11 protein-coding genes, 2 tRNA genes and 3 rRNA genes are annotated in these 20,122 nt (G+C 58.9%); 3 read left to right on the top strand and 13 right to left on the bottom strand.

Going from position 1 to position 20,122, the window contains the following annotated elements; translation table 11 throughout:
* Positions 1-49 precede the first annotated feature (49 nt).
* The 5 genes from pilQ to R0382_RS07575 are packed head-to-tail and all read right to left on the bottom strand — an operon-like array spanning position 50 to position 4,982.
* Positions 50-2,140: a type IV pilus secretin PilQ gene (gene pilQ, locus R0382_RS07595; RefSeq protein WP_432723619.1), complete on the bottom strand. Its 2,091-nt coding sequence runs from the start codon at positions 2,138-2,140 to the stop codon at positions 50-52.
* Positions 2,137-2,661, bottom strand: a complete 525-nt coding sequence (locus tag R0382_RS07590) for a pilus assembly protein PilP (protein ID WP_432723618.1) — start codon at positions 2,659-2,661, stop codon at positions 2,137-2,139. The genes pilQ and R0382_RS07590 overlap by 4 nt, the downstream gene beginning before the upstream one ends.
* Before the next feature lie 14 nt (positions 2,662-2,675).
* Positions 2,676-3,308, bottom strand: a complete 633-nt coding sequence (locus R0382_RS07585) for a type 4a pilus biogenesis protein PilO (protein WP_432723617.1) — start codon at positions 3,306-3,308, stop codon at positions 2,676-2,678.
* A 10-nt stretch (positions 3,309-3,318) separates the two neighbouring features.
* Positions 3,319-3,909, bottom strand: a complete 591-nt coding sequence (locus tag R0382_RS07580; protein ID WP_432723616.1) for a PilN domain-containing protein — start codon at positions 3,907-3,909, stop codon at positions 3,319-3,321.
* Entirely contained in the window at positions 3,906-4,982 is a 1,077-nt protein-coding gene (locus tag R0382_RS07575) for a pilus assembly protein PilM (protein WP_432723615.1), read from the bottom strand. The genes R0382_RS07580 and R0382_RS07575 overlap by 4 nt, the downstream gene beginning before the upstream one ends.
* 169 nt (positions 4,983-5,151) lie before the next feature.
* On the opposite strand from R0382_RS07575, the gene R0382_RS07570 reads away from it, so the two are divergent.
* The 3 genes from R0382_RS07570 to R0382_RS07560 are packed head-to-tail and all read left to right on the top strand — an operon-like array spanning position 5,152 to position 9,523.
* Positions 5,152-7,464, top strand: a complete 2,313-nt coding sequence (locus R0382_RS07570; RefSeq protein WP_432723614.1) for a penicillin-binding protein 1A — start codon at positions 5,152-5,154, stop codon at positions 7,462-7,464.
* A 10-nt stretch (positions 7,465-7,474) separates the two neighbouring features.
* The gene (locus R0382_RS07565) at positions 7,475-8,080 is read left to right on the top strand and encodes a hypothetical protein (RefSeq protein WP_432723613.1); all 606 of its coding nucleotides are present in this window, start codon (positions 7,475-7,477) and stop codon (positions 8,078-8,080) included.
* A gap of 3 nt (positions 8,081-8,083) precedes the next feature.
* Entirely contained in the window at positions 8,084-9,523 is a 1,440-nt protein-coding gene (locus tag R0382_RS07560; protein WP_432723612.1) for an NAD(P)H-hydrate dehydratase, read from the top strand.
* A gap of 159 nt (positions 9,524-9,682) precedes the next feature.
* Here the strand turns inward: R0382_RS07560 and rrf are convergent.
* The 8 genes from rrf to R0382_RS07520 all read right to left on the bottom strand — a co-directional run bounded on the left by rrf (position 9,683) and on the right by R0382_RS07520 (position 20,122).
* Positions 9,683-9,795 (bottom strand): 5S ribosomal RNA (gene rrf / locus R0382_RS07555).
* A 123-nt stretch (positions 9,796-9,918) separates the two neighbouring features.
* Positions 9,919-12,811: ribosomal RNA gene (locus R0382_RS07550) — 23S ribosomal RNA — on the bottom strand.
* A 248-nt stretch (positions 12,812-13,059) separates the two neighbouring features.
* Positions 13,060-13,135, bottom strand: a tRNA-Ala gene (locus R0382_RS07545).
* Between the two features lie 35 nt (positions 13,136-13,170).
* A tRNA-Ile gene (locus tag R0382_RS07540) sits at positions 13,171-13,247 on the bottom strand.
* Positions 13,248-13,308: 61 nt separating this feature from the next.
* Positions 13,309-14,843 (bottom strand): 16S ribosomal RNA (locus R0382_RS07535).
* Together the 16S, 23S and 5S rRNA genes with 2 tRNA genes alongside form the textbook arrangement of a ribosomal RNA operon.
* Before the next feature lie 619 nt (positions 14,844-15,462).
* Entirely contained in the window at positions 15,463-16,614 is a 1,152-nt protein-coding gene (locus tag R0382_RS07530) for a THUMP domain-containing class I SAM-dependent RNA methyltransferase (RefSeq protein ID WP_432723611.1), read from the bottom strand.
* Between the two features lie 2 nt (positions 16,615-16,616).
* Positions 16,617-19,439 carry an ATP-binding protein gene (locus R0382_RS07525; protein ID WP_432723610.1) on the bottom strand — a complete coding sequence of 941 codons (2,823 nt, stop codon included), beginning with the start codon at positions 19,437-19,439 and terminating at the stop codon, positions 16,617-16,619.
* Positions 19,439-20,122, bottom strand: a complete 684-nt coding sequence (locus R0382_RS07520; protein WP_432723609.1) for a hypothetical protein — start codon at positions 20,120-20,122, stop codon at positions 19,439-19,441. Before R0382_RS07520 ends, R0382_RS07525 begins: the two co-directional genes overlap by 1 nt.

The raw sequence follows: 20,122 nt of genomic DNA, 5'->3' as shown, positions 1-20,122 counted from the left end.
TGTACCGAAACGCCCGCCGCAAGCCCATGGCTGCGGCGGGGGATCCGCCTTAGCGCAACGTCAGATTCGAGTCGACGATCTTCGGGGTGATGAAGATCAGCAGTTCGCGCTTAGCGTCACGGGTGGCGGTATTTTTGAACAGATTACCCAGCACAGGAATATCGCCCAGGAACGGCACCTTGGTCACGTCCTTGCCGGTGTCCTGGATATAGATACCACCGACCACAACCGTACCGCCATTTTCGACCAGCACCTTGGTCTGGATTTGCTTGGTGTTGATCGCGGGCCCGGCAATCGTATCCTGACCACGGCTGTCTTTGTTGACCTTCACGTCCATGATCACATTGCCGTCCGGCGTGATCTGCGGCGTCACCTTCAACGACAGCGTTGCCTTCTTGAACGAGACCGAGGTCGCGCCATTCGGTGCTGTTTCGGTGTAGGGGATCTCCTGGCCGTCCTCGATGATCGCCTCGACCTGGTCGGCAGTCACCAAACGCGGGCTGGACACAACCTTGCCCTTGCCGTCGGCCTCAAGCGCCGACAACTCCAAGCCCAGAATCCCGTCATTACCCGCAAGCAGCATCGCAATCGAACCAGCGCCGAAGCCGTTGAGGCCAGCAGCAGGCAGGTTTACCTGAGGTACATTGCCAGCCAAGACTGGGCCGGTCCCATTGAGGGGCACCCCATTGGTACATCCGGAAGCGTCGCACTTATATGTGCCATCACTCTTGATACCCCCACCGCCTTGAAGATCCCCTTTCCAACCAATACCGTGGAACTTCACACCGAGGTTACGGCTAAAGCCATCTTCCGCCTCGACAATCCGCGCCTCGATCATCACCTGCCGTACGGCGACGTCGATCTTGCCGATCAGCTCACGGATCTGGTCGAGCTTGGACGGAATATCCTGAATGATCAGCGTGTTGGTCCGCGGGTCGATCACCGCACTACCGCGGGGCGACAGGATTTTCTGCTTGTCATCCTTGAGGATCTTCTCGAAGGCATCGGCCTTGTGGTACTTGAGGCTGAAGTACTCGGTGCGGGTCGGCTCAAGTTCGGAGATCTGCTTCTTCGACTCGAGCTCCTGCTTTTCCTTTGCCGCCAGCTCGTCGCGCGGTGCAATCCACAGCACGTTGCCGTTGCGACGCTGGTCGAGTCCCTTGGCCTGCAGAATGATGTCGAGCGCCTGATCCCACGGGACGTCCTTCAGACGCAGGGTCAGATTGCCACTGACGGTGTCGCTGGTAATGATGTTCAGACCGGTGAACTCGGCAATCACCTGCAGTACGGTACGGATTTCAACGCTCTGGAAATTCAGCGACAGCTTCTCGCCCTTGTAATTGGGCTTGAGGTTGGCGAGCTTGTTGCTGTTGCTGGTATCACGCACCTCGACGGTGAACTTGTTTTCGGTCTGATAAGCCGAGTATTCCCACACGCCCTTGGGCTGGATGACCATCTTGGTCTGGTTGCCCTGCGTGTAGGTATCGACCTTCTGGACTGGCGTGCCGAAATCGGCGACATCCATGCTCCGCTCGAGGTTCTTCGGCAATGCCGCTTTGTTGAACTCGACCACCAGCGTCTGACCTTGCTGGCGGATATCGATGCCAACGTTCGGGCTTGTCAGGTCGACAACGATCTTGCCTTCGCCGGTCGTACCACGCCGGAAGTCGACGTTGGTGATGCTGTCGGCCCCCGCGCCGGCCTTGGCTGGCGCAAACTGCGTCGCCTTCTGCTTGGCAACCGCACCGCCCTGCGCACCGTCGACGGTCACCAGCAAGGTGTTGCCGTTGACTTCGGTCTGATAGGACGCTTGCTTCTGCAGGTTCAGCACCATACGGGTCCGGCCATTGCCCTCGGCCAGATTGATCAGCCGCAACGCACTACCGTTGACCTGGATCGAACTCTTGTCGAACTGGTTGCCGGTGTTGGCGAAATCGAGCGCGATCCGCGGCGGTGTATTGACCGAGAAACTGGTCGGCGTCGGCGCCGGGCCGCTGAAGGTCAGCTTGATCACCTGCTTTTCAGCGGAGAGGTTGCTCACCTCGACATTGGTGATGTTGTTGTCGGCCGCGAATGCAACCGTTGCCACCAGCGCGCAGCACACCGCCCACACCCGTTGCAGCATCATGTATTTCTTCATTTTTTCTGCTCCGCGTCATCCAGAGGCAGAGCGGTTTCCCGCTCGACCCAATCTCCCCCGCTATCTTCGACAATCTCCTTGAGCTTCACTTCACCCTCGGAAATCCCCGTCACCATCCCGAAATTCTGTCCCATATAGCTGCCGGGTTTGACTCGGTACAGATTACCGTCCGGCGCACGGATCAGCGCCTGGATCACCTTGCCCTGTTGCAGCGTGCCCACCATGCGCAGCTTTTCCAGGTCATAGTTTTCCAGCACTTCGCGTGGCCGGTTCATGTTTGGTGCCAACCCCGAATTGTTCGAGCGCTTGGCAACCTCCATCTTGGAGGCGCGGAACGGTTCGACCAGCGAAAAGGCATCGTAGGTGAAGGGCGTATACGGCTTAACCTCGGGCAACGGCTCGACCTTGCCGCGCAAGCCGTCCGACTGCTCTTTCATCCACGCTTTGAGATCGCTGTTCTCTTCCCCGAAGCAGCCGGTCAGCCCCAAGGCCGCCAGCATCAGCATGATCGTTCTTTTCATGTGTGCCCCTGCGCCTAGCGCTTCTTCTTCTTCGCGTCGGCTTCCGCCTGGCGAATCGCCTGCAACTCGGCATCGTCGAGCGAGCGGTAGGTCTTGGCGACGGCCTGCATCACCAGCGTATCGGCATCCTTGCCGTTGCTCAGCTGAATGTTGCCGAGCGTGACAATGCGCGATAACTGCGCCACGTCGCTGACGAACGCGGCCAGATCGTGGAAGCTGCCAACGATGCGGATATCGATCGGCAGCTCCGCCAGTTCGGCCGTCTTGACCTCGGTACCGGGCTTGAACAGCTCGAACTGCAGGCCGCGACCGACCCCGGCCTGGTTCACCTCGGTCAACAACGTTTCCATTTCCGACTTGTTCGGCAATTGCTTGAGCAGTGCACCAAACGAGCGCTGGATTTCCAGCAGTTGCTCCCGGTACGCCTCAAGGTTGACGGCCCGTTTCTTTTTGTCGAGAAACTCGGTTTTCAGCTGCTCTTCCTTGGCCCGACCTTCATCGAGCGCCTGCATCTGGTCACTCCAGACGTAGAGGTAGCCCACGCCAACTACCGCGGCGAACACGATCGCCAGCAAGCCGAACTGCGCCGCCGCCGGCCAGTCACCGATGTTTTTCGGATCGAGGTTGCGTAATTCATCGAGCGTCATCTCTGTCCCCTTATGCTCTCGGTGCGGCGGCCGGTCGCGATGCGGCCTGCTCGTCGGCACCACTGCGGGTGATCTTGATGTTCAGCGTAAACTCGGACAGCCGTTGATTGCCGACCTGCGCCGACTTCACTTCAATCAGCAGCGGCTGCTCGAACGTTTCCGAATCATTGAGGTTGCGCATCAGCGTCGACACCCGGGCGTTCGACTGTGCATAACCGATCAGCACCAGCGTTTCGCTGTTCTGTTTCACATCTTTCAGGTACACGCCCTCGGGGGTCTGCCGGACCAGTTGGTCCATGACATGGACCGTTTCGGCGCGATTCGACTGCAGTCGTTCGACCACCGTTTTGCGGTCAAGCAGCGCCTGGCGTTCGGACTTGAGTTTTTCGATCTCGGCGATTTCGCGGTCGAGCTTGGCATTCTCTTCGGTGATGAAGCGATTGCGCTCTTCCTGCGTATCGATGCGGGCATTGAAGAAAGCGAAGCCAGCAATCACGATGCCAACGGCAGCGAGGAAGCTCGCGCCCAGCATGCCGACGTAACGGCGTTGCCGCGCGGTGCGTTTCTGCTCGCGATGGGGGAGAAGGTTAATCCGGATCATGACGGGTCAAACCTCCGCATCGCCAAGCCACAGGCAATCAACAAAGACGGCGCATCAAGCTGGATCTGCTTGCCGCGAATTTTGCCGGTTGCCATACCAAAGAAAGGGTTCGCCCGCATCGTGCTCGGCACCTGCGCACGACTCGACACCGCCTCGTCGAGGCCATGAATCGCGCTGCAACCGCCTGCAAGCAGGATGTGGTCGACCGAGTTGTAATTGCTCGACGTGTAGAAGAACTGCAGCGAGCGGGAAATTTCCAGCGCCAGGGTATCGATGAAGGGCTGCAACACTTCCGGCTCGTAGTTGTCGGGCAGACCGCCGGTTTTCTTCGCCTGCTCGGCCTCCTCCGACGACATGCCGAACTTGCGCTGGATTTCCTGCGTCAGTTGGTTGCCGGCGTAGGCCTGGTCGCGACTGTAGATCGACTGGCCGTCCTTGAAGATATTCATGTGCATCGCCGTCGAACCGATATCGACAACGGCGACGATCTGGTTTTCACCGTGCCCCGGCAGCTGCGGACGCATCAGCTCGAACGCGGCCTGCGTTGCGTAGGATTCGACGTCGACCACGACCGCCTTGAGCGCCGCCGCCTCGATCACGGCCACCCGCTCGTCGACTTTCTCTTTCTTCGCCGCCGCGATCAGCACTTCCTCTTCTTCAGGCACCGCAACGGACGGCCCGAGCAGCTGGAAGTCGAGATTCACCTCGTCCAGCGAGAACGGAATATACTGATTCGCCTCCATTTCGACCTGGGTTTCCAAGTCGCGCTCGGACAAGCCGGCAGGCACCAAAATCTTTTTGCTGATCACCGAGGCGGCCGGCAAGGCGATCGCCACGTTCTTGATACGGGAGTCCAGATGGCGCCAAGCCCGGCGTACCGCTTCGCCGACGACATCCAGATTGGCGATGTTGCCGTCACTTACCGCATCCTTCGGCAACGGTTCGATGACGTAGCGCTCCAAACTGAAGCTGCGCCCCGCCTGGCTCAGTTCGACCATCTTCACTGCCGACGAGCTTATGTCCACCCCGATCAACGGTGGTGACTTTGGCTTCAGAAAGTCGAGATTCAACACGTGTTTTCCCTTGTAAAATAGGAAATTAGCGCAATTTCAGATAATTCTAATTTACGATGCTAGCAGTCGATTCTTACGACTGTAAAGTTACCGTGAACTGGCGCTTTATTTTTGCAACAATCCGGCTTTAGCGTAAATTAACCCCAGTCAATTTTTTGATTAAGCGACAATGACAAAACGAATTCTGCTGCTCGTTGCCGGAGCGTTAATCGGTCTGATTCTGGTGACAGCCGGCCTTGTTTTTTTTGCGGTGGTGATCACTTACCCACGCCTGCCGGCACTGAATGCATTAACTGACTATCAGCCCAAAATCCCGCTGCGGGTTTATACCTCAGATCGTGTGCTGATTGGCGAATTTGGTGAGGAGCGTCGCGCCTTCACCCCAATCGATCAAGTGCCGCAATTGATGAAACAAGCCCTGCTGGCAGCCGAGGACGAACGCTTCTATCAGCACGGCGGCATCGACTATATCGGCGTCGCACGGGCCATGCTCGGCAACATCGTTTCCGGTCACTCGCAGTCAGGTGCCAGTACGATCACGATGCAGGTTGCGCGCAATTTTTATCTCTCCAATGAGAAAACTTTCACGCGCAAATTCAACGAAGCCTTGCTGTCATTCAAAATCGAGCACAACCTTTCCAAAGATCAAATCCTCGAGCTTTACATCAATCAGATCTATCTCGGACAAAGGGCTTACGGCTTCGCCACGGCAGCACAAACCTACTTTGGCAAAGATCTGAAATCGCTCAGCATCGCCCAGTACGCGATGCTCGCCGGACTGCCCAAGGCACCCTCGGCGTACAACCCGGTCGTCAACCCCAAACGTGCAGGACTGCGCCAGCAATATGTGTTGCGCAGAATGCACGAACTGCGGTTCATCACCGACCAGCAGTATCAGGAAGCGTTGCAAGCGCCGCTCGAACTCAAGCGCGGCAGCCTGCAGTACGCGGTACACGCCGAGTATGTCGCCGAGATGGCCCGGCAGATGATGGTTGAACGCTATAAGGACGATGCCTACACCCAGGGCTTTTCGGTCTACACCACGCTGAACAGCCAGCAACAGGGCGACGGGTATCAAGCCTTGCGCGAAGGCCTGCTCGATTACGATGTCCGTCACGGCTATCGCGGCCCCGAGGGCTTCATCGACGAATCGCTGCTGGCCAGCGGCAACGACGAAGCGCTGGACGAAGCACTGGCAGACACGCCTGATTACGATGAATTGCGCGCAGCCATCGTGCTTTCGGCCTCGCCACAAAGCGTGTCGGTGTATCTGAAGGGCGGCGAGAAACTGCAAATCAGCGCCGAGGGACTATCGTTTGCCCGTGCGGCCCTGTCGGCCAAAAACACCCCAGCCAACCGGATCCGCGCCGGCGCGATCGTTCGCGTCAAGCAAGGCCCCAAGGGCTGGCAGATCAGCCAGCTGCCGCAGGTCGAAGGGGCGTTCATCGCCATGGACCCGCAAAACGGTGCCATCCGCTCGCTGGTCGGCGGGTTTGACTTCAGCCGCAGCCACTTCAATCACGTCACGCAGGCCATGCGCCAGCCTGGTTCGAGCTTCAAACCGTTCATCTACTCGTCGGCGCTCGAACGGGGCGTCACACCGGCGACGCTGATCAACGATGCACCGCTGGTGATCAATCCCGAGCAAGTCGGCGGCCAAAAGTGGGAGCCGCAGAACGACGATGGCAAATACATGGGGATGATGACGGTACGCAACGCGCTGACGCTGTCACGCAACCTGGTTTCGATCCGCATCCTGCAATCGATCGGCGCGCAGTATGCACAGCAATACCTGCCACGATTCGGCTTTAACCCGAAGGACCATCCGGCCTACCTGACCATGGCGCTCGGCGCCGGCAGCGTCACCCCGCTGCAGATGGCCGAGGGCTACTCGGTCTTTGCCAACACCGGTTATCGCGTGCACTCGTACTTCATTGACCGGATCGAGGATGGTCGCGGCCGGGTACTGGCACAGACCCAGCCCGAAGTTGCCGGCCAGAATGCCAAGCGGACGATCGACGCCCGCAACGCCTATCTCATGAGCAGCATGCTGCACGACGTGATTCGCTATGGCACGGCCGCACGCGCCAACAAGGCACTCGGCCGGCCCGACCTTTACGGCAAGACCGGTACGACCAATGACATGCGCGACGCGTGGTTTGCCGGTTATCAGCCAAATCTGGTCGCGATCACCTGGGTTGGTTTCGATCAGCCGAAAACGCTCGGACGCGGCGAGTACGGCGGCCGGCTGGCGTTGCCGATCTGGATCAACTTCATGAGCAAAGCGCTGCGCAACGTTCCGGTATACGATTACCCTGTACCTGAAGGCATCGTGACCCAGACGATCGATACCAGTCGCGGCCCGCAAACCGAGTACTTCTACAGCGAATACACGCACACCAATCCGGAACTCGGACTGGGTGGTGGAGACGGCGGTGCGGCCGCCCAGCCGATCGACGAGATCAAGGACCTGCTGTTCTAGGAGGCAAGCCATGCCGAGGAACGCCTTGTCCGAGCGACACACGGCGGCGCAACGGGCGCAGATCGCCCACCGCGCCGCCAAACTGATCGCCGAGGATCACCTGCACGATTTTGCGCTGGCCAAGAAGAAAGCCGCGCGACAATTGGGCTTGGTCGATCACGCGCTCTTGCCGTCCAATCAGGAAATCGAAACGGCGCTGGCCAGCTACCGGGCCATCTACCAGCCCCAGCACGCTGATCATTTGCAGGCGCTACGATTGGCCGCTGTCGAGGTGATGCAGCTGCTTGAGCCCTTTGCGCCCTGCCTCACCGGTTCCGTGCTATCCGGTGTGGCCGGTCCGCATTCGGACATCAACCTGATCACCTACGTCGACGACCCGAAGAGCGTTGAGCTGTATTTGCTCAACCGCAATGTCGAATACCGACCGGTCGAAGCCAGTCTGCGCTACGACGACCACCCGACCCTGCTCCTCGATCACGATGGCACCGCCGTCAGGCTTTCGGTGCGTCCGCGCAACGCCGAGCGCACGCAAACCCGTGGCGAGGAGCGCGCCCGGCTCGAGCAACTACGCCGCTTGATCGCCGACGCCCGGCAGCTAGCCAGCTTCAACCTCTAGCCCATGACACCGCTGTACCTGTCGGCCACGCTACGACGCCTCGAAGCCGATTACGCACAGCACGTTCCGCCTCTGATAACGCTGGCCGGAAAAGCGATCGCCGACTGGTTGCTAGCTCGCTACCGGGGCTGCCGCTTCGGCCTGCTGATCGGGCCCGGCAACAACGGCAGCGATGTGCTGGCCTGCGCCGAGCATCTTCGTGAGGCCGGACAGGATCTGCGCTGCTTTGTGCCACTGCAGCGCAGCGCAGGCTCACCGAACGATGCTGCGCCAATCGCCATACCGGGCTTACAGATCCCGGATATCGCAGGATTCAAAGAGTGTGACGTCATCGTCGATGGCCTGTTCGGCCTGGGGCTTAATCGCACGCTTGATCTCAACGCGGTCGGTTGGCTCAAAGACGTCGACAGACTCGGCAAACCCATTATCGCAATCGACGTGCCCAGCGGACTCGATGCCGATCGCGGCATTCCAAAGCCGGTGGCGCTGCATGCAACGCATACGCTCAGCCTGCTCGGCGCCAAACCGGGCTATTACACCGCCGACGGACGGGATTACTGTGGCGAGCTCCATACATTCGGGCTTTTGCCCCCAGCGGTGCCTCGCCCGGCTGCGGATGTGCAACTGTTTGACTGTCAAACGAGCCACTCCCAGCAGCTGTTTCGGCGGCATGCCAGCCACAAGGGCACCCATGGCACACTCGCCGTCTTCGGCGGCAGCGAGGGCATGACCGGTGCCGCCCTGCTCGCCGGACGCATGGCCGCCAAGGCCGGTGCCGGCAAGGTCTATGTGGGGCTGTTGGATCCTATCCTCGGCGTTGACCCGCTTCAGCCGGAGCTGATGCTTCAGGCCGCCACAGACTTGGTAAAGCACAACGATATCGACCTTGCAGCCATCGGCCCCGGCTTGGGGCGTAGCCAAGCGGCACAAACGCTACTGCAACAACTGCTGGCCAGTCGTTTGCCACTCCTGCTTGACGCCGATGCACTCAACCTGCTGGCAAGGTCGGCAGAGCTGCAACAACAGCTCCGCACGCGGGCGCCCCCCAGCCTCATCACCCCGCACCCCGCCGAAGCGGCGCGTCTGCTGAGCATCGCCACGGCCGAAGTTCAAGCAGATAGGTTAGCCGCCGCGCATGGACTACAGCAGCTGTTGAATGTGACAGTTTTGTTGAAAGGATCGGGGGCAATCTGTGCGGACAACGCCGGAATCAGCATCAACGCCAGCGGAAACGGCGCCTTAGGGAGTGCCGGACAAGGCGATATTTTAAGCGGCCTGATCGCCGCCCTCTGGCTTCAAGGTCTTTCGCCAATCGACGCAGCTCGCCTGGGTGCTTTTGTCCATGGCCGGGCCGCCGATGACTGGCGTACGCAGCATCGGAATGGCCTTGGACTCTGTGCCAGCGAATTGATCGAGCCGATCCGAATCTTGCTCAACCAATAAATCCGACGTGTTTCCTGCACCAACGGGGACTCACGTTGATTCTTTAATCAGATTCGCCTGCCGCCGACGAGTTCCGTAGCTTGGCGTGTCACGCCTGTTGATGCGCGCCGATAAAGCAAAAACCCCCTGCAGCATAGCTGCAGGGGGTTTGCATGGGGAGTCTGGCGATGACCTACTTTCACACGGGAACCCGCACTATCATCGGCGCTGAGTCGTTTCACGGTCCTGTTCGGGATGGGAAGGCGTGGGACCAACTCGCTATGGTCGCCAGACGTAACTGGTGGAGTTACGACTGTATTAGTCATATCTCTGAATTCGATAGAAGAAGCAATGACTCGGGTTTGATATTTTACGAGCCTTGTCGCAACACACCCGAACCACGCGGTTCAGGTTATAGGATCAAGCCTCACGGGCAATTAGTATCGGTTAGCTTAACGCATTACTGCGCTTCCACACCCGACCTATCAACGTGGTGGTCTTCCACGACCCTTCAGGTGGCTCAAGGCCACAGGGAAATCTCATCTTGAGGCTAGTTTCGCGCTTAGATGCTTTCAGCGCTTATCTATTCCGCATTTAGCTACCCGGCGATACCACTGGCGTGATAACCGGTACACCAGAGATGCGTCCACTCCGGTCCTCTCGTACTAGGAGCAGCCCCCCTCAAATTTCCAACGCCCACTGCAGATAGGGACCAAACTGTCTCACGACGTTTTGAACCCAGCTCACGTACCACTTTAAATGGCGAACAGCCATACCCTTGGGACCGGCTACAGCCCCAGGATGTGATGAGCCGACATCGAGGTGCCAAACTCCGCCGTCGATGTGAACTCTTGGGCGGAATCAGCCTGTTATCCCCGGAGTACCTTTTATCCGTTGAGCGATGGCCCTTCCATACAGAACCACCGGATCACTATGTCCTGCTTTCGCACCTGCTCGACGTGTCAGTCTCGCAGTCAAGCTACCTTGTGCCATTACACTATCAGTACGATGTCCGACCGTACCTAGGTAACCTTCGAGCTCCTCCGTTACACTTTGGGAGGAGACCGCCCCAGTCAAACTGCCTACCATGCACGGTCCCCGATCCGGATAACGGACCAAGGTTAGAACCTCAAAGGGGTCAGGGTGGTATTTCAAGGACGGCTCCACTGAAACTAGCGTTCCAGCTTCAAAGCCTCCCACCTATCCTACACAAACCACTTCAAAGTCCAATGCAAAGCTACAGTAAAGGTTCACGGGGTCTTTCCGTCTAGCAGCGGGGAGATTGCATCTTCACAAACACTTCAACTTCGCTGAGTCTCAGGAGGAGACAGTGTGGCCATCGTTACGCCATTCGTGCGGGTCGGAACTTACCCGACAAGGAATTTCGCTACCTTAGGACCGTTATAGTTACGGCCGCCGTTTACCGGGGCTTCGATCAAGAGCTTGCACCCCATCAATTAACCTTCCGGCACCGGGCAGGCGTCACACCCTATACGTCCACTTTCGTGTTAGCAGAGTGCTGTGTTTTTGATAAACAGTCGCAGCCACCTTTTCACTGCAACCTCTTCAAGCTCCACGAGCAAGTCGCTTCACCCTACAGAGGCACACCTTCTCCCGAAGTTACGGTGTCAATTTGCCGAGTTCCTTCTCCTGAGTTCTCTCAAGCACCTTAGAATTCTCATCCTGCCCACCAGTGTCGGTTTGCGGTACGGTCAATTCTGAGCTGAAGCTTAGTGGCTTTTCCTGGAAGCATAGGATCAATCACTTCAGTGCCAATGGCACCTCGTCATCACGCCTCAGTGTTAACAGGGATCCGGATTTGCCTAAACCCCCCACCTACACGCTTAAACCACCTATTCCAACAGATGGCTGACCTACCTTTCTCCGTCCCCACATCGCACTCAGAATCGGTACAGGAATATTAACCTGTTTCCCATCGACTACGCTTTTCAGCCTCGCCTTAGGGGCCGACTCACCCTACGCCGATTAACGTTGCGTAGGAAACCTTGGGCTTTCGGTGAACGGGCTTTTCACCCGTTTTAACGCTACTCATGTCAGCATTCGCACTTCCGATACCTCCAGCAACCTTTACAAGTCACCTTCACAGGCTTACGGAACGCTCCCCTACCATATGTGCCTAAGCACATATCCGCGTCTTCGGTTATCAATTTGAGCCCCGTTACATCTTCCGCGCAGGACGACTCGACCAGTGAGCTATTACGCTTTCTTTAAATGATGGCTGCTTCTAAGCCAACATCCTGGCTGTCTATGCCTTCCCACCTCGTTTTCCACTTAATTGATCATTTGGGACCTTAGACGGCGGTCTGGGTTGTTTCCCTCTTGACACCGGACGTTAGCACCCGATGTCTGTCTCCCAAGCTCGCACTTAACGGTATTCAGAGTTTGCCATGGTTTGGTAAGTCGCGATGACCCCCTAGCCATAACAGTGCTTTACCCCCGTTAGTGATACTTGAGGCACTACCTAAATAGTTTTCGGGGAGAACCAGCTATTTCCAAGTTTGTTTAGCCTTTCACCCCTATCCACAGCTCATCCCCTAATTTTGCAACATTAGTGGGTTCGGACCTCCAGTGCGTGTTACCGCACCTTCATCCTGGCCATGGATAGATCACTTGGTTTCGGGTCTACGCCCAGCAACTAATCGCCCTATTCGGACTCGGTTTCCCTACGCCTCCCCTATTCGGTTAAGCTCGCTACTGAACGTAAGTCGCTGACCCATTATACAAAAGGTACGCAGTCACGGAACAAGTCCGCTCCCACTGTTTGTATGCATCCGGTTTCAGGATCTATTTCACTCCCCTCCCGGGGTTCTTTTCGCCTTTCCCTCACGGTACTGGTTCACTATCGGTCGATCACGAGTATTTAGCCTTGGAGGATGGTCCCCCCATGTTCAGACAGGATTTCTCGTGTCCCGCCCTACTTGTCGTACGCTTAGTACCACGATGGTCTTTTCGTATACGGGGCTATCACCCACTATTGCCGGCCTTTCCATGCCGTTCTACTAAGACTACCGCTATCACGTACAGGCTCTTCCCATTTCGCTCGCCACTACTTTGGGAATCTCGGTTGATTTCTTTTCCTCCGGCTACTTAGATGTTTCAGTTCGCCGGGTTCGCCTCACATGACCTATGTATTCAGTCATGGATACACCAAAAGGTGTGGGTTTCCCCATTCGGATATCTGCGGATCAAAGCTCGTTTGCCAGCTCCCCGCAGCTTTTCGCAGGCTGCCGCGTCCTTCATCGCCTGTGATCGCCAAGGCATCCACCAGATGCACTTAGTCGCTTGATCCTATAACCTCAAACACGTAGTTCAAGATTACAAGTTGTGTTTGCGACTTCGAATTCTCTCGAATTCAAAACTCGATGCAATCAAACCCATTCATTACTGAATAAATTTGAGTTTTGCTTCTTCTATCTTGTTAAAGAGCGATACAGAGAATAAATTCTCGTCCAACTGAAACAGTCAGAATTAAAACCACTGACAATCGCCAATGCCTTTAATACTGAGTCCTTCCAGACTAAACCACACAAAAGTAGTGGTGGAGGCAGACGGGATCGAACCGACGACCCCCTGCTTGCAAAGCAGGTGCTCTCCCAACTGAGCTATGCCCCCATCGGATCAAACTGTTTGTCCATCCGCAAAGCAAATGGTGGGTCAAGCTGGAATCGAACCAGCGACCCCCGCCTTATCAAGACGGTGCTCTAACCGACTGAGCTACTGACCCAGTTCTCCGTATCTCTAACGTACAGCCGATGAGTGTGAATGCTTAATGAGGCATTATCTTTAAAGGAGGTGATCCAGCCGCAGGTTCCCCTACGGCTACCTTGTTACGACTTCACCCCAGTCATGAATCCTACCGTGGTAACCGGGCTCCCGAAGGTTACCCTAGCTACTTCTGGTAAAACCCACTCCCATGGTGTGACGGGCGGTGTGTACAAGGCCCGGGAACGTATTCACCGCGACATGCTGATCCGCGATTACTAGCGATTCCGACTTCACGCAGTCGAGTTGCAGACTGCGATCCGGACTACGATTGGTTTTATGGGATTGGCTCCACCTCGCGGCTTCGCGACCCTCTGTTACCAACCATTGTATGACGTGTGAAGCCCTGGTCATAAGGGCCATGAGGACTTGACGTCATCCCCACCTTCCTCCGGTTTGTCACCGGCAGTCCCATTAAAGTGCTCAACTGAATGGTAGCAACTAATGGCAAGGGTTGCGCTCGTTGCGGGACTTAACCCAACATCTCACGACACGAGCTGACGACAGCCATGCAGCACCTGTGTTCTAGCTCCTTACGGCACTCCCAAATCTCTTCGGGATTCTAGACATGTCAAGACCAGGTAAGGTTTTTCGCGTTGCATCGAATTAATCCACATCATCCACCGCTTGTGCGGGCCCCCGTCAATTCCTTTGAGTTTTAACCTTGCGGCCGTACTCCCCAGGCGGTCTACTTCCCGCGTTAGCTGCGTTACTAAGCTCCGAAAAGCCCAACAACTAGTAGACATCGTTTAGGGCGTGGACTACCAGGGTATCTAATCCTGTTTGCTCCCCACGCTTTCGTCCATGAGTGTCAGTATCAGCCCAGGGGGTTGCCTTCGCCATCGGTGTTCCTCCGCATCTCTACGCATTTCACTGCTACACGCGGAATTCCACCCCCCTCTGCCGTACTCTAGCGAGCCAGTCAGCAATGCAGTTCCCAGGTTGAGCCCGGGGCTTTCACATCGCTCTTAACAAGCCACCTGCGGACGCTTTACGCCCAGTAATTCCGATTAACGCTTGGACCCTACGTATTACCGCGGCTGCTGGCACGTAGTTAGCCGGTCCTTATTCTTCAGGTACTGTCATCCCCGACCCGTATTAGGGGCCAGGATTTCCTCCCTGACAAAAGGGCTTTACAACCCGAAGGCCTTCTTCACCCACGCGGCATTGCTGGATCAGGCTTTCGCCCATTGTCCAAGATTCCCCACTGCTGCCTCCCGTAGGAGTCTGGGCCGTGTCTCAGTCCCAGTGTGGCGGGTCGTCCTCTCAGACCCGCTACTGATCGTTGCCTTGGTAGGCCTTTACCCTACCAACTAGCTAATCAGCCATCGGCCGCTCCAATAACGTGAGGTCTTGCGATCCCCCACTTTCCCCCTCAGGGCGTATGCGGTATTAGCTTGCCTTTCGGCAGGTTATCCCCCATTACTGGGCACGTTCCGATGTATTACTCACCCGTTCGCCACTAACTTGCGGAGCAAGCCCCGCAAATCCGTTCGACTTGCATGTGTAAAGCATGCCGCCAGCGTTCAATCTGAGCCAGGATCAAACTCTTTCGTTTAATCACTGAATAATTGCGCACTTGCGTTAACTCAAAGAATTCGCCCAAGCACCGAAGCGCTCAAGCCAGTTCTATTTCATTAAGTGCAAGTACTTGATGCACTCATCAAGCACTCACACTCATCGGCTGTAATTTGTTAAAGATCGCTTGCTTCTGAACACTTCGCTCGGTAAACTCAGCGGGTTTCGCTTCGTTTCTTTCGCTGCGTCATCAGCAGAGAACGCAACTTTAAGCACTTCCCCTCCCCCCGTCAACACCCCGACCGAAAGAATTTCACGCCGAACCGATAAACCGTTGATCGAACAGCGAAATTTATTCAGACCCAAACCCAACATCCCCGCCACACCGCCGCCAGCACCGCTGCAAAGCTGACAAACCCATGCCGTTCGCATGAAATCCGTCAGTTTTGGCCTCGTTCACTGCGCCCTGCCCCGCCCAAAACCGTTCAAACCGCCCCCGCCAGCCCGTCCAGCACCGTCCGTCCCGGTTTCAGCGTGCCCAAAAGCACAACGGGCGGCCTGACGGCCGCCCGTTGTTTTCATCACATATATATACGCAAGCCGCCGCCGGATACGACAACGCCACCCGAAGGTGGCGTTTGGCTATGTATATATACGCTTCAATCGTGACCGCGGTTGCCGCCGGCGATCATCTTGAACTCAAGCAGCCGGCATTCGAGCGCGCCGTTGAACAGTGGCGTCTTCTTCGATGGCTTGAGGCGGATCGCCTTGGCCAGCGCCGGGTCGGCGGTAAAGAAGTAGGCGCGCCAGCCGGTGAAGCGCTGCTTCAATACATTACCCCATTCCGGATAGGCCGCCAGCAGCTTGTCCTGCTCGTCCAGACGGATGCCGTACGGCGGGTTGGTCAGCAGCACGCCCTCGGCGGTCGGCGCCTTGGCATCGAGCATGTTCAGTTGCTTCAGGCTGATCGCCCCGTCGAGCTTGGCGGCGACCAGATTGGCCTGTGCATGCGTCAGCGCGGTCGACGATACATCGCTGCCGCTGATTTGCAGCGGCTGCTCATTGCGCTCGGCGTTCTTCGCCTCGCTGCGCAGCGACTGCCAAGTCTTCTCGTCGTGCTGACGCAGATACTGGAATGCGAATGTACGGCGGCTGCCCGGTGCGATATTGCGCGCCTTCAGTGCCGCCTCGATCAAAAAGGTGCCCGAACCGCACATCGGATCATATAAAGGCTCGTCGATCTGCCAGCCGGACAGCGCCAGGATGCCGGCGGCGAGGTTTTCGCGCAGCGGCGCTTCGACCGCTTCGACACGATAGCCACGCTTGAACAGCGCTTCGCCCGAGGTATCCAGATAGATCGTTGCCGTCTTGTCGGTCAGGAACAGCTGGATACGCATATCCGGCTCCTGCGTATCGACCGATGGCCGCGTGCCGCCGACCTGGCGGAAGCGGTCGCAGATCGCATCCTTGACCTTGAGTGCGGCGAGGTTGGTGCTGCGCAACGGGCTCTTTACCGCGGTGACGCCGACCTTGATCGTGTTCTCGACCGCGAACAGCGCCGGCCAGTCGATTTTCAGCGCCAGCCGGTACAGATCGTCTTCGCGCACATAGGCGCGCTCGTCGAGCTTCCACAGAAAGCGGCTGGCGATGCGCGAATGCAGGTTGGCCTTCATCATCAGCAGCCAGCTACCGCTGAACGACACGCCACCGTCGACCGCAGCGATCGTGCTCGCGCCCAGCTCATCCAGTTCGGTCGCCAGTACGGTTTCGAGACCGCGCGGGCAGGAGGCAAAGAATTGGAACAGTTGCACGGTCAGACTCCGGTTTCGGTGGCGCGCTCGCCGACACGACGGCGCGTTTGCATGATCAGCGGCGCCCACGTCTGGCCCGGCTGTTTCTTGCGCGTGGTCAGCGTCAGCTCGGACGGGCCGTAGACATTGGTATTGTGCGTCAGCGGCGTGGTGATCAGGTACTGCGCCTGTGTCGCCTTGAGGAAGCCACCGACGCGGTCGATGTTGAAGATGTCCAGGTGGGCAAACGGCTCGTCGATGAACACGAAGCCCGAGGTATTGGCGTCGTCCATCATCAGGCCGATCAGCAGGATCAGCGACTTCATCACCTGCTGGCCGCCCGACGCTTCGCCATCGTTCAGGCCCATCATGCCCTTCTGGTCGAAATTGAAGCGCGCGGTCAGGCCGGCTTGCGCCAGCACCGTGTCGTCGTTCTCCAGATGCGGCGTATCGAGTTCGACGTCGATGCCGGCCAATTCGCCCAGACGTTTGACGTTGCGGCCATAGGCGCGCACGGTCGCACGCAGCTTGTTGATATATGCAGCGCGCGCGTCGTCGGTCAGTTCGCGAGTACGCGCGACGTCGCGGCGGTGCTGGTCGGTGTCGCGCTCGATGCCGGCGTAGTCGGCGGCGAGCTTGTCGCGGCGTGCCAGCACCGTTTCGTCGCTTTCCCAATCCTGATTGTCGAGCGCGAAGCGGATGCGGTCGATTTCGCGCTGCACATCGCGCACCGAGTCGTACTGGCCCGCGAGCCTGCGCAGATGCTCGGCGGCGACGTACTCGGCCGGCAGTTGCGTGCGTGCGGCGCGCAGGCTGCGAACCTGTTTGGCCAGATCGTCCCGCTGGCGCAGCAGCTGCGCCGACAACTCGGCGATCTGCTGCTCCAGCGCCTCGCGCTGGCGTCGTTGCGTTTCAAAGCTGACGCGCGACTCCTCGCGACCGTCGCGCAGCGCCTGCCACGCCGACTGCGCGGCGGCGAGCCGGGCACCAGCTTCCTGCAGCCGCGTCTGCTCGTCATGGAAACGCGCCGCAGCGGCGGCGAACTCGTCCTGGCGCGCGGCCAGCTGGACCACGGCCTGCATGCCCATCAGCGCCTGCTGGATCTCGGTGATCTGCCGGGTCAACGCGACCAGCTTGCCTTCGTCGGCAAGCAGTTGTTCGTTCAGCTCGCGCAGCCGGCGACCGATGTCGTTGCGACGCGACTGGCGCGCACCTTCGCCGAAGGCGTAATCGCCGCTGCGCACGCTGATGTCGCGCGCACCGCGCCGTTCCTTGTGGAAGGCATCACGGGTGATCCAGTCGCCGTCGAGCGTCTGGCCGTGGGCGACCGAGTTGGCGCGCTGGGTACGGTTGAGCAGATTGGCTAGCCAGTCGGGCACGTCGGCGTTGAAATCGACGACCTCGAGCACGCTGTTCGGCCGCGCACGCGGCACCGGCTCGCGGTCGGGCACGATGAAGTGGCGGTAGCGCAGCTTCTGGCCGAGCTCCCACGCGCGCTGCTTGTCGCTCGCCTTGTTAAGCAGAATGATGTGGCGCGACGGCGCCAGCATCGCCTCGACCGCTTCCTGCCACGCCGGATCGCGGACTTCGACGATCTCGGTCAGCAACTGGTGGCCGATGCCGGCCTCGTCGAGCGCGGCGCGCATGTTGCGGACGAAGTCCGGCAGCATCGGCGCGCGGCCCGACTGCAGCGCCGACTGGGTATCGTTGAGTTCGTCGCGCTCGGCGCGCGCCTGGCGCAAGGCCTGGCGCAGCGTAGCTTCGTCGTCCTTGAGACCGGACAGCTTGTCGTTCAGCGCGACTGCATCGGCCCCGTCCTCGGCTTCGGCCAGCCGGCGCAGCCGGTCTGCTTCCTGCAGCAGCTTCTCGGTATCGCGGGCGGCATCGCGCGCGGCCTGGAATTCGGCGTAGGCGGCGTCGTTCTCGGCCTGCGCGGCACGTTCGACGTCACGCGAACCGGCCAGGCTCGTCTCCAGCTCGCGGTAGCCGACATCGAGCGCCGCCAGCGCCTGCTGGCGCTCGCGCAGCACCCGGCGCGCACCGCGCCAGTCGTCGAGATTGCCGCGCAACGTGCCCCATTGCTCGACATAGCGCAGCGCCGGCACCACCCGGCTTTCCAGCCGGATCGCGTTGTCCTGCATCGTGCGCCATTCGAGGTGATTGTTGGCGCGCAACTTGAGCCGCTCGACATCCAGACCCAATTGGCTGGCCTGCTGCTCCATCTTGCCGAGTTCGTCCTCGGCCTCGGACAGCCGCAGCTTGGCCTCGTGATAGTGATCGAGCACCTGCTTGTCGCCGAACACCTGGAACACCAGATCCAGCAGCGTTTTCGGACTGTATTCGCACAGCTTGTCGGTATCGCCCTGCTCGAGCGCCAGCACCTCGGCGATCGCCGGCGTCAGCCCGGCGGCTTCGAGCCGGCGACGGTATTCGTTGACGCCGATCCAGTTCAGCAGCGCATCGATCCCCGGCTGCAACTCGACCCGTCCCTCCGCGATCGCGTACTGGCGCACCCAGTCGCCGCCCTGCTTCTTGATCCGGCAGAACAGCGTGATTTCATCGCTGGTCGCCGGGAAGAACAGCGTCGGGAACAAGCCCGACTCGCGCCGCGGGTTGCTGACGACGCCGCGCAGCCAAGCGATGTTTTCCTTGTTGTTGCGCACATAGCGCTTGTAGTCGCGCCGGCCCGAGCACTTGAGCGCCAGCATCGTGCGTAATGCATCGAGCAAGGTCGTCTTGCCCGAGCCGTTCGGCCCGACGACGGTGACGATCTGCGCGTCGAGCGGCACCTTGATCGCCTGCCAGAAGTCCCAGTGGACCATTTCGAGTTCGCGAATCTGGAACATCAGTCTTCCTCAACTTCTTCTTCGTCTTCGACGACCGCGTCCACCGCGATGCGCGTCCCCGACAGCTTGAGCACATCGGCCAGCGCACCGTTGATGATGCGCGGCGCGAGCTTGGCGTAGTCGATCATCAGGTCGAGCAGCGGGCCTTCCTGGATCATCCGGTTGCGGCGGACGACGAAGCCGAGCTTGGCCAGTTGGCCGAGGTTGGTTGCAAAGCGCATCTTGCCGCCGAGCTGCCGGCCGAAATCGGCGTAGATCGCGTCTTCGGGCACGCCGACCGAGACGTCATCGCCGTGTGCAATCGGCTTCTCGGCGCCAAACATATCGGTCTGGGTGTCACCGATTTCCTCGGCGCGCGAGATCTGCCGTTCGCGCTTGGGCAGGATGATCAGCGCCCAGACGACGACGAGCAACGCGATCGCGTCGCGCGGCAGGCCCATATTGTTCGACAGCCAGTTCTCGCCTTCGCCGAAGACCCAGTCTTCCATCTCGGGCTTGAGCGCGACGGCGATGTGCTCGGCGTACGGGTTCTCCAGCAAGCGCAGGCCGACTTCGCCGAGCCGGCGCTCGAGGCCCTCGCGGAAAACTTCGTCGACAAGCGCGCGACGCGCCAGCGGGTCGCGGCGCGGAATGAAACGGTGCGCCAGCAGGCGCGCGGTCAGAATATTGAGTGCTTGATCCAT

This window comes from Jeongeupia wiesaeckerbachi (assembly GCF_050916355.1).
Taxonomy (GTDB): Bacteria; Pseudomonadota; Gammaproteobacteria; order Burkholderiales; family Chitinibacteraceae; genus Jeongeupia; species Jeongeupia wiesaeckerbachi.
Note: the sequence above shows the minus strand (reverse complement) of the source record. Positions and strands in the feature narration are given on the sequence as shown.

Coding starts and splice junctions, on each gene's coding strand:
- R0382_RS07560 (WP_432723612.1), top strand. CDS start 8,084: ATGACACCGCTGTACCTGTCGGCCACGCTACGACGCCTCGAAGCCGAT.
- R0382_RS07565 (WP_432723613.1), top strand. CDS start 7,475: ATGCCGAGGAACGCCTTGTCCGAGCGACACACGGCGGCGCAACGGGCG.
- R0382_RS07570 (WP_432723614.1), top strand. CDS start 5,152: ATGACAAAACGAATTCTGCTGCTCGTTGCCGGAGCGTTAATCGGTCTG.
- R0382_RS07520 (WP_432723609.1), bottom strand. CDS start 20,122: ATGGATCAAGCACTCAATATTCTGACCGCGCGCCTGCTGGCGCACCGT.
- pilQ (WP_432723619.1), bottom strand. CDS start 2,140: ATGAAGAAATACATGATGCTGCAACGGGTGTGGGCGGTGTGCTGCGCG.
- R0382_RS07590 (WP_432723618.1), bottom strand. CDS start 2,661: ATGAAAAGAACGATCATGCTGATGCTGGCGGCCTTGGGGCTGACCGGC.
- R0382_RS07580 (WP_432723616.1), bottom strand. CDS start 3,909: ATGATCCGGATTAACCTTCTCCCCCATCGCGAGCAGAAACGCACCGCG.
- R0382_RS07525 (WP_432723610.1), bottom strand. CDS start 19,439: ATGTTCCAGATTCGCGAACTCGAAATGGTCCACTGGGACTTCTGGCAG.
- R0382_RS07585 (WP_432723617.1), bottom strand. CDS start 3,308: ATGACGCTCGATGAATTACGCAACCTCGATCCGAAAAACATCGGTGAC.